Source organism: Burkholderia sp. MSMB1498 (genome assembly GCF_001526245.1).
GTDB lineage: Bacteria > Pseudomonadota > Gammaproteobacteria > Burkholderiales > Burkholderiaceae > Burkholderia > Burkholderia savannae.
On record NZ_LOYJ01000128.1, the window covers coordinates 142,909 to 163,856 of the forward strand.

17 protein-coding genes are annotated in these 20,948 nt (G+C 67.8%); 5 read left to right on the forward strand and 12 right to left on the reverse strand.

The window, feature by feature from the left end; translation table 11 throughout:
- Positions 1-10 precede the first annotated feature (10 nt).
- The 4 genes from WS91_RS30810 to WS91_RS30830 all read right to left on the reverse strand — a co-directional run bounded on the left by WS91_RS30810 (position 11) and on the right by WS91_RS30830 (position 5,608).
- Positions 11-1,651 (reverse strand): acetolactate synthase large subunit, encoded by a 1,641-nt coding sequence (locus WS91_RS30810; protein WP_038751030.1) that lies wholly within the window; start codon positions 1,649-1,651, stop codon positions 11-13.
- Positions 1,652-1,979: 328 nt separating this feature from the next.
- Positions 1,980-3,560 carry a Na+/H+ antiporter gene (locus WS91_RS30815; protein ID WP_059581084.1) on the reverse strand — a complete coding sequence of 527 codons (1,581 nt, stop codon included), beginning with the start codon at positions 3,558-3,560 and terminating at the stop codon, positions 1,980-1,982.
- 198 nt (positions 3,561-3,758) lie between these two features.
- Positions 3,759-5,045, reverse strand: coding sequence for a DUF445 domain-containing protein (locus WS91_RS30825; protein ID WP_038751025.1), 1,287 nt, complete (start codon positions 5,043-5,045; stop codon positions 3,759-3,761).
- Between the two features lie 29 nt (positions 5,046-5,074).
- Positions 5,075-5,608, reverse strand: coding sequence for a GNAT family N-acetyltransferase (locus tag WS91_RS30830; RefSeq protein ID WP_038751067.1), 534 nt, complete (start codon positions 5,606-5,608; stop codon positions 5,075-5,077).
- Between the two features lie 170 nt (positions 5,609-5,778).
- On the opposite strand from WS91_RS30830, the gene WS91_RS30835 reads away from it, so the two are divergent.
- Positions 5,779-7,431 carry a phospholipase D family protein gene (locus WS91_RS30835; RefSeq protein WP_038751065.1) on the forward strand — a complete coding sequence of 551 codons (1,653 nt, stop codon included), beginning with the start codon at positions 5,779-5,781 and terminating at the stop codon, positions 7,429-7,431.
- A 54-nt stretch (positions 7,432-7,485) separates the two neighbouring features.
- On the opposite strand, the gene WS91_RS30840 is transcribed toward WS91_RS30835, so the two are convergent.
- The 5 genes from WS91_RS30840 to andAc all read right to left on the reverse strand — a co-directional run bounded on the left by WS91_RS30840 (position 7,486) and on the right by andAc (position 11,453).
- Positions 7,486-7,902, reverse strand: coding sequence for an HIT family protein (locus WS91_RS30840; RefSeq protein WP_038751023.1), 417 nt, complete (start codon positions 7,900-7,902; stop codon positions 7,486-7,488).
- A 183-nt stretch (positions 7,903-8,085) separates the two neighbouring features.
- Complete coding sequence (andAa, locus tag WS91_RS30845) at positions 8,086-9,327, reverse strand: anthranilate 1,2-dioxygenase system ferredoxin--NAD(+) reductase (RefSeq protein WP_059671638.1); 1,242 nt, start codon at positions 9,325-9,327, stop codon at positions 8,086-8,088.
- Complete coding sequence (gene andAb, locus WS91_RS30850; RefSeq protein ID WP_038751020.1) at positions 9,314-9,643, reverse strand: anthranilate 1,2-dioxygenase ferredoxin subunit AndAb; 330 nt, start codon at positions 9,641-9,643, stop codon at positions 9,314-9,316. The genes andAa and andAb overlap by 14 nt, the downstream gene beginning before the upstream one ends.
- 21 nt (positions 9,644-9,664) lie before the next feature.
- Entirely contained in the window at positions 9,665-10,162 is a 498-nt protein-coding gene (gene andAd, locus WS91_RS30855) for an anthranilate 1,2-dioxygenase small subunit AndAd (protein WP_038751018.1), read from the reverse strand.
- A 13-nt stretch (positions 10,163-10,175) separates the two neighbouring features.
- Positions 10,176-11,453, reverse strand: a complete 1,278-nt coding sequence (andAc, locus tag WS91_RS30860) for an anthranilate 1,2-dioxygenase large subunit AndAc (RefSeq protein WP_038751016.1) — start codon at positions 11,451-11,453, stop codon at positions 10,176-10,178.
- A 202-nt stretch (positions 11,454-11,655) separates the two neighbouring features.
- Here andAc and andR point away from each other — a divergent pair, with 202 nt between their 5' ends.
- Positions 11,656-12,681: an anthranilate 1,2-dioxygenase regulatory protein AndR gene (gene andR, locus WS91_RS30865; protein WP_059671639.1), complete on the forward strand. Its 1,026-nt coding sequence runs from the start codon at positions 11,656-11,658 to the stop codon at positions 12,679-12,681.
- Positions 12,682-12,718: 37 nt separating this feature from the next.
- Here andR and WS91_RS30870 read toward each other — a convergent pair whose 3' ends face one another.
- Positions 12,719-13,606: a LysR family transcriptional regulator gene (locus WS91_RS30870; RefSeq protein WP_038751012.1), complete on the reverse strand. Its 888-nt coding sequence runs from the start codon at positions 13,604-13,606 to the stop codon at positions 12,719-12,721.
- An 89-nt stretch (positions 13,607-13,695) separates the two neighbouring features.
- On the opposite strand from WS91_RS30870, the gene WS91_RS30875 reads away from it, so the two are divergent.
- The 3 genes from WS91_RS30875 to catC are packed head-to-tail and all read left to right on the forward strand — an operon-like array spanning position 13,696 to position 16,093.
- Positions 13,696-14,829 (forward strand): muconate/chloromuconate family cycloisomerase, encoded by a 1,134-nt coding sequence (locus tag WS91_RS30875; protein WP_038751011.1) that lies wholly within the window; start codon positions 13,696-13,698, stop codon positions 14,827-14,829.
- 33 nt (positions 14,830-14,862) lie between these two features.
- Complete coding sequence (catA, locus tag WS91_RS30880; protein WP_059671652.1) at positions 14,863-15,765, forward strand: catechol 1,2-dioxygenase; 903 nt, start codon at positions 14,863-14,865, stop codon at positions 15,763-15,765.
- A gap of 37 nt (positions 15,766-15,802) precedes the next feature.
- The gene (gene catC, locus WS91_RS30885; RefSeq protein WP_038751009.1) at positions 15,803-16,093 is read left to right on the forward strand and encodes a muconolactone Delta-isomerase; all 291 of its coding nucleotides are present in this window, start codon (positions 15,803-15,805) and stop codon (positions 16,091-16,093) included.
- Positions 16,094-16,355: 262 nt separating this feature from the next.
- Here catC and WS91_RS30890 read toward each other — a convergent pair whose 3' ends face one another.
- Positions 16,356-17,765 carry an efflux transporter outer membrane subunit gene (locus WS91_RS30890; protein ID WP_038751007.1) on the reverse strand — a complete coding sequence of 470 codons (1,410 nt, stop codon included), beginning with the start codon at positions 17,763-17,765 and terminating at the stop codon, positions 16,356-16,358.
- Positions 17,762-20,947, reverse strand: coding sequence for an efflux RND transporter permease subunit (locus WS91_RS30895; RefSeq protein ID WP_059671640.1), 3,186 nt, complete (start codon positions 20,945-20,947; stop codon positions 17,762-17,764). Before WS91_RS30895 ends, WS91_RS30890 begins: the two co-directional genes overlap by 4 nt.
- Position 20,948 lies beyond the last annotated feature (1 nt).

Here is a 20,948-nt window from a genome sequence, read left to right on the forward strand (position 1 = left end):
CCCACTGCGGTCACAACTGCGCCGACAGGCGCTTGATTTCGCGATTGAGCACGCGCTCGTTGTCCGAGTAGTCGATCGGCACGTCGATCAGATGCACGCCCGGCGACGCAAAGCATTCGCGCACGAGAGGCTCGAGTTCGTCGGCCGACGCGATCCGGTGCCCATGCGCGCCGTAGCTCTGCGCGTACGCGACGAAATCCGGGTTCGCGAGCGTCATCGCGTAATCGGGGAAGTTCATGTTCTCCTGCTTCCAGCGGATCATTCCGAACGCGTCGTCGCGCAGGATCATCACGACGAGGTCGAGCTTGAGCCGCACCGCCGTTTCGAGCTCCTGAGAATTCATCATGAAGCCGCCGTCGCCGCACACGGCCATCACCTTGCGTTGCGGATGCACGATCTTCGTCGCGATCGCCGACGGCAGGCCCGCGCCCATCGACGCAAGCGCGTTGTCGAGCAGCAGCGAATTCGGCTCGTGCGCGCGCCAGTAGCGCGCGAACCAGATCTTGTACATGCCGTTGTCGAGGCAGACGATGCCGTCCTCCGGCATCGACCGGTACAGATCGTTGACGATCCGCACCGGATACATCGGAAAGCGCGGATCGTCCTGCCCTTTCTTCAGGTGCGCCTCGAAGTGCTCCTTGATCAGCATGAAGCGCGAGAAATCCCAGTGCGGCTGGCGCGCGAGCGTCTCCTTCATCTGCCACACCGCGTTCGCGATGTCCCCGACGACCTCGATCTGCGGGAAGTACACGGGATCGACCTGCGCGCCGAGGAAGTTCACGTGGATCACGGTCTTGTCGTCGGCGCGCATGAAGAACGGCGGCTTCTCGATCACGTCGTGGCCGACGTTGATGATGCAGTCCGCGTGCTCGATCGCGCGGTGCACGAAATCGCCGTCCGACAGCGTCGCGTTGCCGAGCCACAGCGGATGCGTTTCGTCGATCACGCCCTTGCCCATCTGCGTCGTGAAGAACGGTATGCCCGTCGTGTCGACGAATTCCTTGAGCATCTTGCGGGTCGTCTTGCGATTGCCGCCCGCGCCGATCATCAAGAGCGGATGGCGCGCCGCCTGGATCGCTTCGGCCGCGTGCGCGACCGCCTTCTCCTCGGCGATCGGCCGACGGCTGTAGCTCGCGGGAATCGGCTTGCCGTCGCCCTCCTCGTGCGCGATGTCCTCGGGCAATTCGAGGTGCGTGGCGCCGGGGCGCTCTTCCTCCGCGCGCCGGAACGCCTCGCGCACCGCCGACGGAATGTTGCCGATCGACACGATCTGCCGCGTGAGCTTCGTGAGCGGCTGCATCATCCCGACCACGTCGACGATCTGGAAATGGCCCTGCTTGCTCGACTTGATCGGCTTTTGCCCGGTGATCATCAGCATCGGCATGCCGCCCAGCTGCGCATACGCGGCCGCCGTCACGAAATTCGTCGCGCCGGGGCCGAGCGTCGCGAGGCACACGCCCGTCTTGCCGGTCAGCCGCCCGTAGGTGGCCGCCATGAAGCCCGCCGCCTGCTCGTGGCGGGTCAGTACGAGCTTGATGCGGGAGCGCCGCAGGGACTCGAGGAGATCGAGGTTTTCCTCGCCGGGAATGCCGAACACATACTGGACGCCTTCCGCCTCCAGCGCCTTCACGAACAGATCGGATGCTTTCATGGGGACTCTCGGTTGGTGCCGCGCCTCCGGCTTACGGCGCGCGCGGCGTTGAGCGACGCTTACGCCGGCCTACGGCGCACGCGACCCTTTCCTTCGACAGACAAAAGCAAAAGCAAGCAGAGCGAAACAGCCGCGGCGATGGGCTGCGCGGCCCGCTATTTCCGGCCGCGGCCGGACGGCTGCCGGCGCGCGATCGACGCCGCATCGGCGGCGCATCGGTGGCGGCGATTCTCGATTGTAGGAGATCGCCGAAAAAGCCGCTTCGAGGCGGGCAGCTTACGAAACGATGACACGCCGGAGGGCAATGCGCGTCGCGCCGCGCACACCGCTATCCCTTCGCGTGCTGCGCCGCGATCTCCTGCAAGTCGAGATCGCGTTCGAGCAGGTACAGCATCTCGTCGTGGATCTGGCCGCCGCGATGCAGCCGCAGCAGCTCCGCACGGCCGGCCGCGATCGCCGCGAGCACGACGTCGTAGTGCGCGTTGCGCTCGTGCTCCGGAAACGCCGGCTCGTTCTGATGGCGCGCGGTCACGTTCGCGCGGTACGTATATTGCTCGAGCAGCCGCGGATGAATGAGGTTGCCGCCGGCGTCGCGCACGAGCGGCTGGATCGCCGTGAGCTGCGCGGCCTCGACGCGCGCCCACGTCTGCGGTTCCGTCAGATGATGCGGCGCGGGCCCCGGATCGCGCAGCCTCAGCAGTTGAATCAGCGGCCCGATCGTCGTGCCCTGCAGCAGCACGGTGACGAGGATCACCGCGAATGCGGCGACGAGGATCAAATCGCGGCCCGGCATCGCGTCCGGCAGCGACAGCGCGATCGCGAGCGTCACGACGCCGCGCATTCCCGCCCAGCTCATCACGGCCGCCGCCTTCCAGTCGGCGAGCGGTCCACGCCCGCGCACGCGCGCGACGGGCGCCTTCAGCAGCTCGACCGCGAACACCCAGACGAAGCGCGACACGACGACGGCGGCCAGCACCGCGACCACCGCGGGCGTCATCGTCGCGAACACCTCGCCGAGCCCGCCGAGCCGCTCGATCACGCCGCGCAGCGACAGGCCGATCAACACGAACACGAGCGCCTCGAGCAGGAACACGATCACCTGCCAGAACGCGGTGCCGCGATTGCGCACCGACGCGGAGAACACCTCGTGCTGATGCCAGCCGAGCATCATCCCGGTCGTCACGGTCGCGATCACGCCGGACACCTCGAACATCTCGCCCGCGATGTAGCTGATCCATGCGGCGAGAACGGCCGTCGTGATCACGAGATAGTCGTCCTCGATGAGTTTCAGGAAGCGCACGATCAGCCAGCCGACGACGAAGCCCACCGCGACGCCGCCGAAGCCGAGCTCCGCGAAGCGCACGAGCGCGTCGCCCGCGCTGAACGCGCCCGTCAGCGCGGCGGCGAGCGCGAAGCGAAACAGCACGAGCCCCGCCGCGTCGTTCAGCAGGCTCTCGCCTTCGAGCAGCACCATCAGCCGGCGCGGCAGCGCGACGCGCTCGAGCACGGCCTTCGCGGCGACCGCGTCGGGCGGCGACACGATCGCGCCGAGCGCGAAGCACGCGGCCCATGGCAGGCCCGGCGCGACGAGATGCACGGCCAAGCCGACCGCGAACGTGGTGAACGCGACCGCGCCGATCGCGAGCATCATGATGCCGCCGACGTTGCGCTTGAACTCCTCCCATACCGAGAAGTACGCGCCGTCCATCAGCAGCGGCGGCAAGAACACGATCAGCACGAGATCGGGATCGAGATCGACGGGCGGCAAGCCGGGCAGGAACGCGATGCCCGCGCCGCCGACGAGCAGCGCGGCGGCGGGCGGCAGCTTGAGCCGCTTCGCGAGCAGCTCGAGCGCGACGATCGCGAGAAACGACAGCAGGACGAGCTTGAATGCCGAGACCGGAGACATGGGTGCGCCTTCCACGCGAGAGTTAAACGGCCGAACGACGGGCGGCCGATCGCGCGATTACAGCATGCCGACGCATGCGGCGTCGAGCGCGCAATCGTCAAATTCGTTCAGGATGCCGATGCTTCGGCGCGCTGATCTCGCTGATCTCGCTGATCCCGGCGAAAGCGCCGAAAACGCAGCGGCGACGAACGCGCGCGCTCAGAAAGGCAGCGCGCCCGCCCAGCGCGCGAGGCTCGACACCGCATAGAGCCCGAGCCCGATCAGCCCGCCGACCAGCGTGCCGTTGATCCGGATGTATTGCAGATCCTTGCCGATGTTCAGCTCGATCTGCCGCGACATCTCGCGCGCGTCCCAGTTCTTCACGGTGTCGCTGATGTGCCGCGTCAGGAACTCGGCGAACTCGGGCGCCATCTCGCTCGCCGCGCGCTCGACGTGCTCGTTCATCGAGTCGCGCAATTGCGGGCTCTGCGCGAGCCGCTCGCCGAGCCAGCCGCCGAGCGCCGTCGCGCGCTGGTGGACGACCGAATCGTCGCGCGCGAGATCGGCCTTCAGCCAGGCGCGAAGCTGGTCCCACATGTCCTTCACGTAGCGGTTGAACACGTCGCCGTCGCGCAGATAGCGTTTGATTTCCTCACCCTTCTCGATGAACGCGGGGTCGCGCTTCAATCGCACCACGAGGCGCGCTGCCGCGTCGTCGAAGCTGCGCCGCAGCCGATGCTCGGGGTCCTCGGCGATCTGCGTGAGCACTCGCGTCACGACGTTCGAGATCAGCTCCGCGCCGTGCTCGCCGAGCCAGCTCGTCGGCAGCAGCTTCTCCATCTTCGGAAACTGGTATTTCAGCCAGTCGACGATGTACGTCGCGATCGACGCGCGATTGTCGGGATCGCGAAGGAATCCGACGATCTGCGCGATCCCGTCGTCGAGCAACGCCTGATGGCGGCCGTCCTTCGTCAGCGTGTCGAGGATCGCGCCCGCGGATCGCGACAGGTCGATCCGGTCGAGCGCCGCATGAAACGCGTCCTTCACGAACGACTGGATTCGCGCGTCGTCGGTCATGTCGAGCCCGAACGCGACGAGACGCGTCGCGTAGCCGCCCAGCACGTGCGCGTTGCGCGGCGTCGCGAGCCACTGCGCGAGCCGGGCCGCCGGGTCGTGCCGCTTGATCAGCGCGACGATCGACGCCGGGTCGAGAAACTTCTCCTGCACGAATGCGGCGAGATTGTCGGCGATCTTTTCCTTGTTCTGCGGAATGATCTCCGTGTGCCGCGACACGAACGGTATCGGCACGCGCCGAAACAGCGCGACGACCGCGAACCAGTCGGCGAGCGCGCCAACCATCGACGCCTCCGCGATCGCCTTGACGCCGTCGATCCAGAAGCCGCGCGGCGCGAACAGCGTCGCCGCGAACACGCCCGCCGCGGCGAGCAGCAGCGCGAGCGCGCGCCGCTTGCTGTTTCGGAGTTCCCGTTCCTTGTCGTCGAGCATCGCGATCCGGTCGTATCGATTTCGTCTCGTCACGCGCGCGGCGGCGCGGACGGCAGGAACTTCACCATCAACCATTCGTCCGCGTAGCCGTTCGCTCCCTTGAGCGCGCGCGGCTCGACGCCGTACGCGACGAAGCCGTGCCGCTCGTAGAACGCGCGCGCCGCGCCGTTGCCGTCGGCGACGGCGAGCGTCACCTGCTCGGCCGCTTGCTCCGCGGCCGCGAGCACCGCATCGAGCAGCGCCGCGCCGACGCCGCGCCGCCTTGCAGCGGGTGCGACATACATGCCCCACAGGAAGCCCTTGTGACGCTCCTTCGCGCCTTCCCGACGCTTGAAGCCGGCCATGCCTGCGATCGCGCCGTCGACGTACGCACCGAACACGATCGCGCTGTCGAGCCGCTCGGCGAACGCGACCGGCGGCCGCGCGGCCTCGGCTTCGTAAGTCGAGCCGAATGCGTCCGGCGCGTCCTTCAGCGCGGCGAGGCGGATCGCGCGATAGTCGGCCGCGTGCGCGGCGCGAAGGCGCCTGATTTCGATGCAAGGCGAGGATGCCGGATGGGCCATGACGGGCTTCGCGAGCAGGAATGACGGACTCGTCAGATGGTACACCGGGCGGCGCGCGGCTCGGTTGACCCGCGTCGCCGGCGCCACTTAGAATGCCTTCGCGCGGCGCCCGGCCTGCCGCGCCGTCGATTCGACGATCATCCAGACAGATGCCCGAAGGAGGTCTCAACGTGCCGGATCGTGCCGCCCGCCGCGGCTTGCCGCTGCACCGCCCCACCCGCTTCATGACGGCCGCCGCGTGCGCGCTCGTGGTGTGCGCGGCGCTCGGGCTCGCCGGCTGCGCGACGCATCCGCCCGCCACGGCGCTCGATCGCACGGTCTCCTACGCGTTGCCGCCCGGCACGTCGACGCCCCTCGCGGCCGCGCTCGCCACGCAAGCGCCGCTGCACCCGGGCGAATCGGGCTTTCTCGTGCTGCCGCGCGGCGACGAGGCGCTGCAGATGCGCATCGCGGTCGCGCGCGCGGCGACGAAGACGCTCGACATTCAGTACTACATCGCCGCCGAGGACACGACGGGCAAGCTGCTGCTCGGCGCCGCGCTGTATGCGGCCGACCGCGGCGTGCGCGTGCGGATGCTCGTCGACGATCTGAATTTCAAGGACGTCGACAAGCTGATGTCCGCGCTCGACGCGCACGCGAACCTCGAAGTGCGCGTGTTCAATCCGTTCGGCGCCGCACGCCGTGGGATGCTCGCGCGCACGACGAACCTCTTCACGCAGATCGACAATTTCACGCGCCGGATGCACAACAAGGCAATGATCGCGGACAACCAGATCGCGATCGTCGGCGGCCGCAATCTCGGCGACGAGTATTTCAACGCGAGCCCGACGCTGCAGTTCCGCGATCTCGACGTGCTCGCGGCCGGCCCTGTCACGCGCGACATTTCGGCGAGCTTCGACGCGTACTGGGCGAGCGCGCTCACGTATCCGCTGCCGGCGCTGAATCGGCGGCACTACGACGCGACCGATCTGGACGCGGCGCGCGAGGCGCTGCGGGCGCACTGGCGCGCGAACGCGACGCCGTACAACGCGAAGCCGCTGAACGCGACGCCGCTTTCCGCGCAGATCGCGCGCAGCGAACTCGGCCTCGTCTGGGCGAGCGCCGAGTTCACCGCCGATTCGCCCGACAAGATCGCCGCGCCCGACGACAGCTACAAAAGCCCGCCGATGCAGCGGCTCATCGCGCTGACGCGCGACGCGCAGCGCGAATTCCTCGTGCTGTCGCCGTATTTCGTGCCGCACAAGGCGGGCGTGAAGGCGCTCGGCCAGTTGACCGCGCGCGGCGTACGCGTAGCGATCCTGACGAATTCGCTCGCGGCGACGGATGCCGTCGCCGTGCAGGCCGGCTACGCGCCGTATCGCGTGCCGATGTTGCGGCACGGCGTCGAGCTGTACGAATACAAGCCGGATCAGGCACGCGCGCGCATCGGCATGCTCGGCTCGCGCTCGCGCGCGAGCCTGCATGCGAAGGCGTACGTGATCGATCGGAAAATTCTCGTGATCGGCTCGATGAATCTCGATCCGCGCTCCGCGCACCTGAACACGGAGCTCGCGCTCGTGATTCACAGCCCGCAACTCGCGAACGAAGTCGCGAACCTGTTCGACGAAGTGACGAAGCCGGCGATCAGCTACCGCGTGACGCTCGCGCCCCACGCGCCGGATGCGCTCCAGACGGCGGGCGCGAGCGCGACGGCGTGGCCGCTCGTGTGGACCGAGGTCGCCGACGGCCGCGTGCGCACGTACAGCGTCGATCCGAACGCGGGCTTCTATCGGAACCTGCTGGCGGGGCTGTGCCTGCTGTTGCCGATCGACGATCAGCTTTGACGCGCGGCGCGGCGCAGCCCGTCGCCGCGCCGCGCCCGCCCGCGCATGTTGCGCTTACAACGCCGCGCGAATCCGCTCCGCCAGCGCTTGCAGTTCCGCCGCATCGGCCATCTCGCGCGCGTGCATCTTGAGCGGCTCGTCGGCCCAGCGCGGGATCACGTGGAAATGCACGTGCGGCACCGTCTGGCCCGCCGCCGCGCCGTTGAACTGGCCGATGAACAGCCCTTCCGGTTCGAGCGTCTTGCGCAGCGCGAGCGCGACGCGCTTCACCATCTTCATCGATTCCGCCGCCGCTTCTTCGGACAGCTCGTAGAACGTCTCCGCCGCCTCCTTCGGCACGACGAGCGCATGGCCCTTCGATTGCGGCATGATGTCCATGAACGCGAGCGTCGTGTCCGTTTCGCACAACCGGATGCACGGCACCTCGCCACGCAGGATCTTCGCAAAAATGTTCGATTGATCGTAGGCCATCAAAGTCTCCCGGCTCGCGAGCCTGTCTGTCGGATGTCAGTCAACACGCGATTCTTACCGCTCGCGCGCGAACGCGCAAGCGATACGGCGCGAGAAGGCGCACGCGCGCAAGCGTCCGGCGCTCGCACGCGTGCGTGACGGCATCGATCGGGCAGCCGTTCCGCAAGGCGCGGACGCTACGCGCTACGCACCGCGAGGCAACATCGAGCGCAACGCGGCGGACGGGTCCGCGAGGCGCGCGGGATCGAGCACGACGTTCGCCGTCATCAATCGGCGGCACGCGGCGATCTCGCGCCCCGCGTTGACGGCCGCGACCGCCTTCAGCTCGCCGCGCGCGTTCAGCGCGAACACGCAAAACGCGCCGTCGCGCTCGGGCGAGCCGCGCAGCACGAGCGTCTGCTCGCCGTCGAAGAGGCCGAGCGTCTGCAGGTTGCAGTCGTACTGATCGGACCACAACCACGGCCATTCCGCGTAAGTCTCGGCGCCGCCGAGCATGTTCGCCGCCGCGACGGCCGGCTGGTTCTCCGCGACCTGCCACGACTCGATCCGCAGATCACGGCCGACGAGCGGATTGAAATGCCGCGTGACCTCGCCCGCCGCGAAGATCGCCGGATCGGCGGTGCGGCACCCGTCGTCCACGCAGATGCCGTTGTCGACGTCGAGCCCCGCCGCCTGCGCGAGCTCGACGTTCGGCACGACGCCGATGCCGGCCACGACCACGTCGGCCTCGACGTCGCCCGCGCTCGTCTCGACGACGGCCGCGCCGCTCGCGCAACGGCGGATGCGCTCGGGCAGCGCGGCGAGCCGCACGTCGACGCCGCGCCGCGCATGCAGCGCGAGCGCGAATGCGCTGACGACTTCGGGCATTCCGCGCTGAAGCAGGCGCGGCGCGGGATCGACGACCGTCGCGCGGCAGCCGAGCCGCACGGCCGACGCGGCCACTTCGAGCCCGATGAAGCCTCCGCCCAGCACCACGACGCGCTTGCCCGGCGCGAGCGCCGCGCGCAACGCGCGCGCGTCGGCGACCGTGCGCACGTAGTGAACAGGCACGCCGGCGTCGATCGGCCCGGCGAAGCGCCGAACGCGCGAGCCGGTCGCGATCAGCAAACGCGCGTAGCCGACGCTCGTGCCGTCGCTCAAGCGCACCCGCTGCGCGGCGCGCTCGATCGCGTCGACGCGCACGCCGAGCCGCAGCGCGATGTCGCGCTCGCGATACCACGCGGCGTCGCGCACGAACGCGCGGCGCTCGCCTTCGTCCGCTTCGACGAGCGCGTCCTTCGACAGCGCCGGCCGGTCGTACGGCAGCTCGGGCTCCGCGCCGATCATCACGATGCGCGCGGCCGGATCGCGCGCGCGCAGCGTCTCGGCCGCGCGCCGCGCCGCGTGCCCGCCGCCCGCGATCAGATACGGATCATTCGTCGACATGGATCTCGACCTGTCCGTCGACGATGCGGATCGGATACGCGCGCACGGCTTCGGTCACCGGCGCGCATTTCGGCGCGCCCGTCCGGATGTCGAAGAGCCCCTGATGCAGCGGGCACTCGACGCAGCCGTCCTCAACGAATCCTTCGGACAACCGCGCATGCCCGTGCGTGCACAGGTCGTGCAGCGCGAACACGTCGTCGCCGATCCGAAACACCGCGACCGGCCTGTTGCCGACGACGCGCGCGGCCGGCTCGTCCGCCGAGAACTCGTCGAGTGCGCCGAGCGGATGCCACGCGGCGACGGTTTCGTTGCTCATGCTTCGAACTCCTGGTGAGAATCAGATCGGCGTCGCGAGCAGCGTCTGCACGCGCGACGTGTCGTAAATCACGCGCTTCTTCTTGTAGCGCAGCCCCTCGGCCGTGCGCACGACCGTGTCGTAATACTTGCCCGCCTGGTAGACGTTCGATTCGCCGTCGCTGCGCGTCTGCACGACGACGTAGCTGCTCTCCGTCTCGATCTCGCCGCCGTTCCCGCCGACGATCGTGAGCCCGGACGTCATGTGCCGGTACGTGTGCGCCTCGTAAATGTTCGCGTGGCGCAGCGATACGACGCGGTCGCGCAGCATCCGCCGGTTCGTGCAGTAGACGATGCCGATCGGCAAGCCCATGTCGGCGTTTTCCTTCGGAACGATCTCGTACAGGCAGTCTTCGGTGAAAAGCTCCGGCCACCGTTCGAGCCGATCGTTGTCGAGGTGGCCGATGTAACGGTCCTGCAGCATGTGCAGTTCGAACCAGGTGCGGATATCGCCGGTGATGTCGTCGGTGATGTCGGTCATGTTCGTCTCCCCTTCAATAGCCCATCAGCTTCTGGTAGCCGACCCAGAACTTGCGGATCAGGCTTTCGGTGATCGCCGTGTCCTGCTGGTCCGGATTGCCTCGCGACATCTCGATCACCGACGCCGCATCCGCGTCGCGCACCGTGCCGCGCTGCACGAGCTCGGTCGCCTCGGTGTCCTCCATCGAGATGTAGCCCGCGGGCCCGACGAGGTTCGCCTGCTTGATCCGCAATGCGCGCAGCTCGGGCGTGTCGTCCGCGTAGCCGAAGAAGTGGAAGATCAGCTCGAAGTTCTTCGGCCCTTTCGGCAGCAGCTGACGCGCGACGAGCGTGTTGTGGATCTGCTGGATCACGAGCTGCGGAAAGATCGGCTGGATGTGGTTCGTCGTGTCCTCGTCGTACTCGGACACGAGCGCGAGGATCGAATCGTCCTCGAGCGAGAAACCTTCGTCGAACGAACGGATGTTCTGCTGCTTGTATGCGCTCGCGGTGTCGGCGTCCTCGCGCGTCTTCGTCATCGTGATGATGCTGTGCAGGCCGTGCGTCGCATCGGGAATCGAGCGCGCCTTCATCCCGACGCGGAAGATGTTGAACGTCGTGTGAAACAGGTGCAGCATGCTCGCGTGATACGGGTCCTTCACGTTCTCGAAGTACAGCTTCCAGTTCGATTTCGAATACTGGCGCGTGCAGCCGAGATACTCGACCGGCTTATGGAAGATGCGGTCGATCCACGGGCGCATCTGCGCGCCGAGATAGTCGGGCAACGGCGCGACGTCGTCGCTGAACGTCGCGAACACGAGGCCCTTGTAGCTGTCGACGCGCAGCTTGCGCAGCCCGTGGTTTTTCGGATCGAAATCCGCGGGCATCCCGGTCATGCCCTTCTGGCCGCGCCGAAACGGCACGCCGAGCAGGTTGCCCTGATTGTCGAAGCTCCACTGGTGGTAGACGCACGTGTGCGAGCTCGCGTTGCCGCGCGCCTTGCGGCACACCTGCGCGCCGCGATGCGCGCAGCGGTTCACCCACACGGCGAGCGCGCCGTCCTCGCCTCGCGTGACGACGACGGGCGTGTCGCCGACGAACGTGCTCTTGAAGTCGCCAGGCTTCGGAATCTCCGCTTCGAGCGCGACGAAATTCCACGTCGGCCCGCGGAAGATCCGCTCCTGCTCGCGGTCGTACACCGCTTGCGAGCTGAACACCTTGTACGGCACGCGCGATCCGTCGTCGCGCGGGAATCGCACGTCGGACGAATCGGCGCGATTGATCAGCGATACTGGCGATTCGGTCGTTTCCATCGTTGTCTCCTGTCGATCGGAGCCAGCGCTTCAGCGCTCACTCCACTCCCATGCAAGATGCTTGCGGTTGAGGCGGACGACAATCCGCCTGACGAGACCGATTTTTGAAACGCTAGAATTCGCCGTCTATCCGGAAAGTGCGATTGCGGCGGCGCAGTATCCACTTCCGGCGGATTTCCGCGCTACGATGCGCGCATCAGACATGCCGCCCGGCCGACGAACGATATTCAGGATGCCGGCGCTTTGTGCGAGGCAGACGATCATGCCCCCGACCCCATTCGACCCGCTCGCGCTGCGCGGGCACCGGCTGTTCGAATCGCGCGACCTCGACGAGACGCGCGAGCGGATCTCGCGCGTGATGCAGCCGCATGCGCTGCTGCCGGACGGCACGCGCCATGGGCCGTCGCACATGGATTTCGTGCGGCTCGGCGGGCTTGGAATCGGAACCATTGCGTTCGGCGACGCGATGCGCGTGCGCATCGACGCGGTCGACGGCTACCACCTGCTGATGTTTTGTCTGACCGGCAGCGCGCAGGTCCGCACGATGGGCCGCGCGTTCGACGTCGATGCGCACACGGGCGTGCTGTGCGCGCCCGGCGAGCCGTTCGACGCGCATTTGTCCCGCGATTGCGAGCAGTTCGTCCTCCGTATCGATGCGGCGACGCTCGCCGCGCACGCGGGCGACGCGGCCGCGTCGCTCGACCCGGTGATCGGCGTCGACGATTCGGCGCTGAGCGCGTGGATGCAGCAGTTGAAGCTCGTCGCGCGCTCGCCCGAGCTGATCGCGAGCGCGAGCGCGAACCCGCGCGTCGCGGCCGCGCTCGAACAACTGCTGCTCGATCTGCTGATCGACGGCCATCCGCCCGCCGCCGCGCCCGTGCGGCGCGCCGATCCCGCGCCCGGCTTCGTGCGGCGCGCGCAGGAATTCATTGACGTCCAGTTCGCGCTGCCGCTGCAACTCGCCGACATCGCACAGGCGGCGGGCGTGCCCGAGCGCACGCTGCGCGACGGCTTCCTGCAGTTTCGCGGGATGAGCCCGATGCAGTACCTGCGCAAGCTGCGCCTCGACCGCGCGCGCGAACTGCTGCGCGCGGCGGGGCCCGACCGCCGGATCGCCGAGATCGCGCTCGACTGCGGATTCGCGCATTTCGGCCGCTTCGCGCTCGCATACCGGGAACGGTTCGGCGAACTGCCTTCCGCGACGCTCGCCGGCGAGCGCGACGCCTGATTCTTACGTTTCCCCTTCATCCGCGCGGCGCGCGGCGTCAGCGGCCCGCCATCAGCTCGCGCGCGAGCGAGCAGAACAGCGCGGTCGCGCGGCTTTCGTCGTGCAGCCGCCGGCTCAGGATGATCGGCGACGTCGCGACGGGCTCCGGCAGCCGCCGGTAGACGACGCCCTTCACCCTCACCCCTTCGACGCTCTCCGGCACGAGCGACACGCCCACTTGCGCGGCGACGAGCCCGAGCGCCGTCTGCAGCTCGCGCACCTCGTGCACCGCCGCGGGCGCGAGCCCGCCGTCGCGCAGCGCGGACAGCTGCTGATCGGCGAAGCTCGGCCGCGGCGTGCTCGGGTACACGATCAGCGTCTGCCCGGCGACGTCCGCGAGCGAGATCGGCGCATCCGGCGCGGCGAGCGGATGGCCGTGCGGCAGCGCCGCGATCAGCCGCTCCTCGACGAGCACCTCGCGCACGAGCTGGTCGTCGTCGAAACGCAGCCGGCCGAAGCCGATGTCGATACGCCCGCCCTTGAGCGCGCCCAGTTGCTCTAGCGTGAACATTTCGATCAGCGACAGCTCGACCGCCGGCGCGGCCTCGCGAAACGCGCGGATCACGTCGGGCAGCGCGCCGTACAGCGTCGACGGCACGAAGCCGATCACGATGCGCTCGGCCGCCTGCGCGAGCCGCCGCGTGAGCGGCGCGAGTTCGTCGGCCTGCTCGAGCACGCGCCGCGCCTGCGCGTACAGCACCCGCCCCGCGTCGGTCAGCTTCAGCGGCCGCGCGCCGCGCTCGAAGAGCGGCAGGCCGATCTCGTCCTCGATCAGTTGCAACTGGCGGCTGAGCGGCGGCTGCGTCATGTGCAGCCGCTGCGCGGCGCGCGTGATGTTCATCTCCTCGGCCACCGCGATGAAATACCGGAGCTGACGCAGTTCCATGCATACCTCGAAAGTATGGAAGTAGTCGGAAAGGGTGTTGGACGCCGCCGCGCGTTTGTTTCTACCATGTGTGCGACAGGAGGATTCCGATGATAGCAACAGGCATCACCATCGACCGCATCGAGACGCTGCTCGTCGACGTGCCGACGATCCGGCCGCACAAGCTGTCGGTTGCGACGATGAACCGCCAGACGCTCGTGCTCGTGCGCGTTCGATGCTCGGACGGTATCGAAGGCGTCGGCGAAGGCACGACGATCGGCGGTCTCGCGTACGGCGAAGAAAGCCCCGAGAGCATCAAGACGAACGTCGACACCTATTTCGCGCCGCTGCTGCAAGGCGCGGACGCGACCCGTCCGGGCGCCGCGATGGCGCACGTGCGCAAGCTGTTCCAGGGCAACCGCTTCGCGAAATGCGCGCTCGAGACGGCCCTCTTCGACGCGCAGGCGCGCCGTCTCGGCGTGCCGCTCTCCGAACTGTTCGGCGGCCGCGCGACCGATGCGCTCGACGTCGCATGGACGCTCGCGAGCGGCGACACCGGCCGCGACATTGCGGAGGCCGAAGCGATGCTCGAGGCGCGCCGCCATCGCGCGTTCAAGCTGAAGATCGGCGCGCGCGCGGTGGCCGACGACGTCGCGCACGTCGTCGCGATCAAGCGCGCGCTCGGCGAGCGCGGCGACGTGCGCGTCGACGTGAACCAGGCGTGGACCGAAAGCGAGGCGGTGTGGGCGGGCGCAAGGCTCGCGCAAGCCGGCGTGAGCCTCGTCGAGCAGCCGATCGCCGCCGCGAACCGCGCGGGCCTCAAACGCCTGACCGCGCTCGCGCACATTCCGATCATGGCCGACGAGGCGCTGCACGGCCCCGTCGATGCGTTCGCGCTCGCGCGCGACCGCGCGGCCGACGTGTTCGCGGTGAAGATCGCGCAATCGGGCGGCCTGCAAGGCGCGGCCGCCGTCGCCGCGATCGCGGCCGCGGCCGGCATCGAGCTGTACGGCGGCACGATGCTCGAAGGCGCGGCCGGCACGATCGCGTCGGCGCAGCTCTTCAGCACGTTCGGCCCGCTCAAGTGGGGCACCGAGCTGTTCGGCCCGCTGCTGCTGACCGAGGAGATTCTCGTCGAGCCGCTGCGCTACGCGGATTTCAAGCTGCACCTGCCGGCCGCCCCCGGCCTCGGCATCACATTCGACTGGGCCCGCATCGAGCGGATGCGACGCCGGGCCCGCTGACCACGCCATCATTCTTTGATATTGGAGACGCAGATGAACAAGGAAGCCATCGACGCCCTGCTGAAGTCGTTCGACGACGCCGCGACGAAGCCCGGCAACCCGCGCGTGCGCGCGATCGTCAATCGGATCGTGAAGGATCTGTTCCACACGATCGAGGATTTCGACGTGCAGCCGAGCGAGTTCTGGACCGCGCTCAACTACCTGAACGAAGCGGGCAAGGAATTCGGCCTGATCGCAGCCGGCCTCGGCTTCGAGCGCTTCCTGGACGTGCGGATGGACGAAGCCGAAGCGAAAGCGGGCCTGCAAGGCGGCACGCCGCGCACGATCGAAGGGCCGCTGTACGTCGCGGGCGCGCCGGAATCGGTCGGCCACGCGCGGCTCGACGACGGCACCGATCCGGGCCAGACGCTCGTGATGCGCGGCCGCGTGCTCGGGCAAGACGGCGCGCCGCTCGCGAACGCGCTCGTCGAAGTGTGGCACGCGAACCATCTCGGCAATTATTCGTACTTCGATCCGTCTCAGCCGGCGTTCAATCTGCGCCGCTCGATCCGCACCGGCGCCGACGGCCGCTACAGCTTCCGCAGCGTGCTGCCCGTCGGCTACAGCGTGCCGCCCGGCAGCAAGACCGAGCAGTTGCTCGACCAGCTCGGCCGCCACGGGCACCGCCCCGCGCACATCCACTTCTTCGTGTCCGCGCCGGGCCATCGCAAGCTGACGACGCAGATCAACATCGAGGGCGATCCGCACATCTGGGACGACTTCGCGTTCGCGACACGCGAGGGCCTGATTCCGAAGGTCGAGCAGGCCGAAGGCGCGCAAGGCAAGCCGTACGGCGTCGACGGCCGGTTCGCGCTGATCGATTTCGACTTCTCGCTGACGCCCGAGCGCGGCGACGTGCCGGCGAGCGAAGTCGAGCGCGTTCGCGCGCAAGCGTGACGGGTGTCGCGATCACGTTCAACACAAGGAGCGAGCCATGCTGTTTCATGTGGAAATGACCGTCAACCTGCCCGTCGACATCGATCCGGTGAAGGCGGCGAGCCTGAAGTCGGAAGAAAAGGAAATGGCGCAGCGGCTGCAGCGCGAAGGCGTGTGGCGGCACCTGTGGCGCGTCGCGGGCCGCTACGCGAACGTCAGCATCTTCGACGTCGAGAGCCCCGCGCACCTGCACGACGTGCTGAGCCAATTGCCGCTGTTCCCGTACATGCAGATCGACGTGCGCGCGCTGTGCCGTCATCCGTCGTCGATCCGCGACGACGATCGCTGAGCGGCGGCGCACCTCTTCGCAATGCGCCGCCCCGACGAAAACGCCGCCCGTCGCCGGGCGGCGCGCATCGCTCGATCGCTGCCGCCCGGCTCGCTCGTCGGAGACTTACGCGCGTGCGATGCCGCCCGCGCACCCGCTGAGGCGCGCCGCCCGGATTGAGCCGATCGCCCGCCGATGCGCCTGCTCATTCGCCTGCTCATTCACCGACCAACTCGCCTCGACACGACGACGCCGACATCCCCGAGCGTCGCATTCCGCCGCGCTACCCGCTGCGCCCCGGCGCCGACCAGCCGCCGCCGAGCGCCTTGTACAGCGTGATCAGGTTCGACTGCTTCGCCAGCAGATCCGTGACGAGCTGCTGTTGCGCAGTGTACAGCGTACGCTGCGCGTCGAGCAGCGTGAGGAAGCTGTCGGTGCCATTCCGGTAGCGCGCCTGGGCAAGCGCGTAGTATTCCTGCGCCGACGCGACGTATTCGCGGTCGGCTGCCACCTGCTCGACATAGGTCTCGCGCCCGACAAGCGCATTCGCGACTTCCTTGAACGCGGTCTGGATCGCCTTCTCGTAGTCGGCGATGTCGATGTCCTTCTCGATCTTCGCGACGTCGAGCGACGCCTTGTTGCTGCCGTAATCGAAAATCGGCATCGTGATCGTCGGCGCGAACGTCCATGCGCCGCTGCCCGCCTTGAATAGGCCCGACAGGCTGCTGCTCGACGTGCCCGCCGACGCGGTCAACGCGATCTTCGGGAAGAACGCCGCGCGCGCCGCGCCGATATTCGCGTTCGCGGCCTTCAGCGTGTGCTCGGCCTCGACGATGTCCGGCCGGCGCGCCAGCAGGTCCGACGGCACGCCCGCGCCGATATCCTCCAGCAGGCTCCGGCTCTCCAGCGTCCCGGCGGGCGGCAGATCGTCGGGCAGCGGACAGCCGATCGCCGCGACGAGATTGTTGAGATCCTGCTCGACCGCGCGCGTGTAGGACGCGAGGCTCGCCCGCGCGCTCGCGAGCGAGTTCTGCGCCTGCCGAACGTCCTGCAGCGACGCGTTGCCGATCTTCATGCTCGCCATCGTCAAATCGAGCGTCTGCCGATCGGCGGCCACCGTGTCGGCGGCGATCTTCAACAGCGCGCCGTCCGCGAGCCATTGCAGATAATCGGTCGCCACCGTCGCGATCAGACTGATCTGCGTGCTCGTGCGCGACGCGTCGGTCGCGAGATACTGTTCGAGCGCCTGCCGCTTCAGGCTGCGCAGCCGCCCAAAGAAATCAATCTCCCAAGACGTGGTGCCGACACTCACGCTGCTGGAGCCGAGACCGGACTCCGTGCCGAGCGCGCGCTCGCGCGTGAGCGAGCCGGACGCGTCGATCGCCGGCGCGAGATTCGCCCGTGCGATCCGGTACTGCGCCTCGTATTCGGCGACGTTCAGCGCGGCGACGCGCAAATCGCGGTTATTGTCGAGCGCGAGCGCGATCAGCCGCTGCAGCCGCGCGTCCTTGAAGAAATCGCGCCAGCCCACGTCGGCCGCGAGCGGCGCCTGCGCCGTACGCGACACCGCGGCATCGGATGCGTACGCCGGCCACGCCGCTTCGACGGGCGACGCGGGACGCTGATACGCGGGATCGAGCGAACAGGCGCTCAGCGCGATCGCGCAGGCTAGACTCAAAGTCTTGAATTTCATGCTTCGCCCTCGCCGGCCTGTTGCGTGTCGCTCGAATGGCCGTGCTCGCCGAACAACCTGCCCACGACGACAAAGAAAATCGGCACGAAGAAGATCGCGAGCGCCGTCGCGGCGACCATCCCGCCCGTCACGCCCGTGCCGATCGCACGCCGGCTCGCCGAGCCCGCGCCCGTGCTGATCACGAGCGGCAGCACGCCGAACACGAACGCGAGCGACGTCATCAGGATCGGCCTCAGCCGCATGTGCGCGGCTTCCAGCGCCGCGTCGATCAACCCGCGCCCTTCCGCCTGCAGATCCTTCGCGAATTCGACGATCAGGATTGCGTTCTTCGTCGACAGCCCGATCGTCGCGAGCAGCCCGACCTTGAAATAGATGTCGTTCGACAGCCCGCGCAGATGCGCGCCGAGCAACGCGCCCAGCACGCCGAGCGGCACCACCAGAATCACCGCGAGCGGCACGGACCAGCTCTCGTAAAGACCCGCCAGGCACAGAAACACGACGATCAGCGAGATCGCGTAAAGATAGACCGCCTGCGATCCGGCGAGCCGCTCCTGATAGGACTGGCCGGTCCATTCGACGCCGAACCCGGCCGGCAACTGCTTCGCGAGCCGCTCGACGGCCGTCATCGCCTGCCCCGTGCTCGCGCCCGGGCCGGTCTGCGCGGACATTTCCATCGCGAGCGTGCGGTTGTAGCGCTCGATCTGCGGCGGCCCGAACGTCCAGCGGCTCGTCGAGAACGCGGAGAACGGCACCATCGATCCGTCGTAATTCGTCGCCCCCGATGACGTGGAAGACGAAGACGAGGACGACGACGAAGCCTTCACGTACCATTGATCGATGTCGGCGGGCATCATCCGGAAGGGCGCGTCGGCCTGCACGTAAACCTTCTGAATGCGCCCCGTATCGACATAGTTGTTCACGTAGGTCGAGCCGAACGCGGTCTGCAACGTGCCGTCGACGTCCGAGATCGACAGCCCGAGCGCGCTTGCCTTCTCGCGATCGATGTCGATGTGGAACTGCGGCGCATCTTCGAGGCCGGACGGCCGCATCAGCGCGAGCGCCGGGTCCTTCGCAGCCAGCGCCATCAGCCGGTTGCGCGCGGCGAGCAGCTTGTCGTGCCCCTGTCCGCCGCGATCCTCGAGCTCGAAATCGAGGCCGCTCTGCGTGCCGAGGTCGTGAATCGCGGGCGGATTCATCACGAACACCTGCGCATCGCGTTCCTTCGCGAAATGCGCGTTCGCGCGCGCGATGATCGCGGTGGCCGTCTGGCCGGACGCGGTCCGCACGCTCCAGTTCTTCAGCGAAACGAATGCGAGCGCGTTGTTCTGGCCTTGTCCGTTGAAGCTGAAACCGTTGACCGTGATCATCTGGTCGACCGACGGTTCGTCCTTCAGGAAGTAGCGTTCGACCCGCTCGACCGTCTTCAGCGTTTGCCCGGCAGGCGTGCCGACCGGCGTCGAGATCGACACGAGGAAATAGCCCTGGTCTTCGTCCGGCAGATACGACGACGGCAGCTTGACGTAAAGCCATGCAACGAGCGCGCCGATCAGCGCGTAGACGATCAGGTAGCGCCCCGGCCGGCCGACCATCCGCACGAGCGTCGCGCTATAGCGAGCGTTGCCGGCCGCGAACGCGCGATTGAACCAGCCGAGGAAACCGCGCCGCGCGTGATGCTCGACGTCGGCGCGCTTGAGCAGCGTCGCGCACAGCGCGGGCGTAAGCGTCATCGCGAGCACGACCGACAGCGCCATCGCCGCGACGATCGTGATCGAAAACTGCCGGTAGATCGCCCCCGTCGACCCGGAAAAGAACGCCATCGGAATGAACACGGCGGTCAGCACCGTCGTGATGCCGACGAGCGCACCCGTGATCTGTCCCATCGCCTTGCGGGTCGCGTCCTTCGGTCCGAGCTTCTCCTCGGCCATGATCCGCTCGACATTCTCGACCACGACGATCGCGTCGTCGACGAGCAGGCCGATTGCGAGCACCATGCCGAACATCGACAGCACGTTGATCGAGAAGCCGACTGCGGCCATCACCGCGAACGTGCCGAGCAGCGCGACCGGCACGACGATGGTCGGGATCAGCGTCGCGCGCACGTTCTGCAGGAACAGGTACATCACGAGGAACACCAGCACGACCGCCTCGACGAGCGTCTTCAGCACCTCCTCGATCGAGATCCGCACGAACGGCGTCGTATCGTACGGATACGTGATTGCGAGGTCATTCGGCAATTGCGGCTTCAGCTCATCGATCTTCGCGCGTACGGCGGTCTCGACCGTCATCGCGTTCGCGCCCGTCGCGAGTTTGATCGCGAGCGCGGCGGCCGGCTTGCCGTTCAGCCGCGACGACGTATCGTAGCTGTCGCCGCCCACTTCGACGCGCGCGACGTCCTTCAATCGCACTTTCGAGCCGTTGGCGTTCACGCGCAGCAGGATGTCGCCGAATTGCTCCGGCGTGGTCAGGAGGCTGGCGGCGGAAATCGTCGCGTTGAGCGCCTGCGCGTCGGTGGCGGGCGCGCCGCCCAACTGCCCGACCGACATCTGCACGTTCTGGTTGGTGATCGCTGTCGTCACGTCGGATGTCGCGACGCCGAAGCCATGCATCTTCACCGGATCGAGCCAGATCCGCATCGCATGTTGCGCGCCGAACAGCGTGACGTCGCCGACGCCGCTTACCTGCGTGAGCTGATCCTCGAGCTGCGTCGCGATCACGTTGCCGAGATCGATCGAATCGAGGCTGCCGCCCGGCGACGACAATGCGACGATCATCAGGAAATCACTCGCCGATTTCGCGACCTGCACGCCCTGCTCCTGCACGGTCTGCGGTAGCGACGACGTCGCCTGGCTGACCTTGTTCTGCACCTGCACCTGCGCGATGTCGGGATCGGTGCCGGGCTGGAACGTCAGCGTGATCGTCGCCTGGCCGGCCGCGCTGCTCTTCGAAGACAGGTACAGCAGATTGTCGATGCCGCTCAGCTTCTGCTCGATCACCTGCGTGACGGTGGCCGCGATCGTCTCGGCGGATGCGCCGGGATAGGTGGCCGTGATCTGCACCGAAGGCGGCGCAATGCTCGGATACTGCTCGACCGGTAGTGTCGTGACCGACGCCGCGCCGATCATCATCACGACGATCGCCATCACCCACGCGAGAATCGGACGGTTGATGAAGAAGCTCGCCATG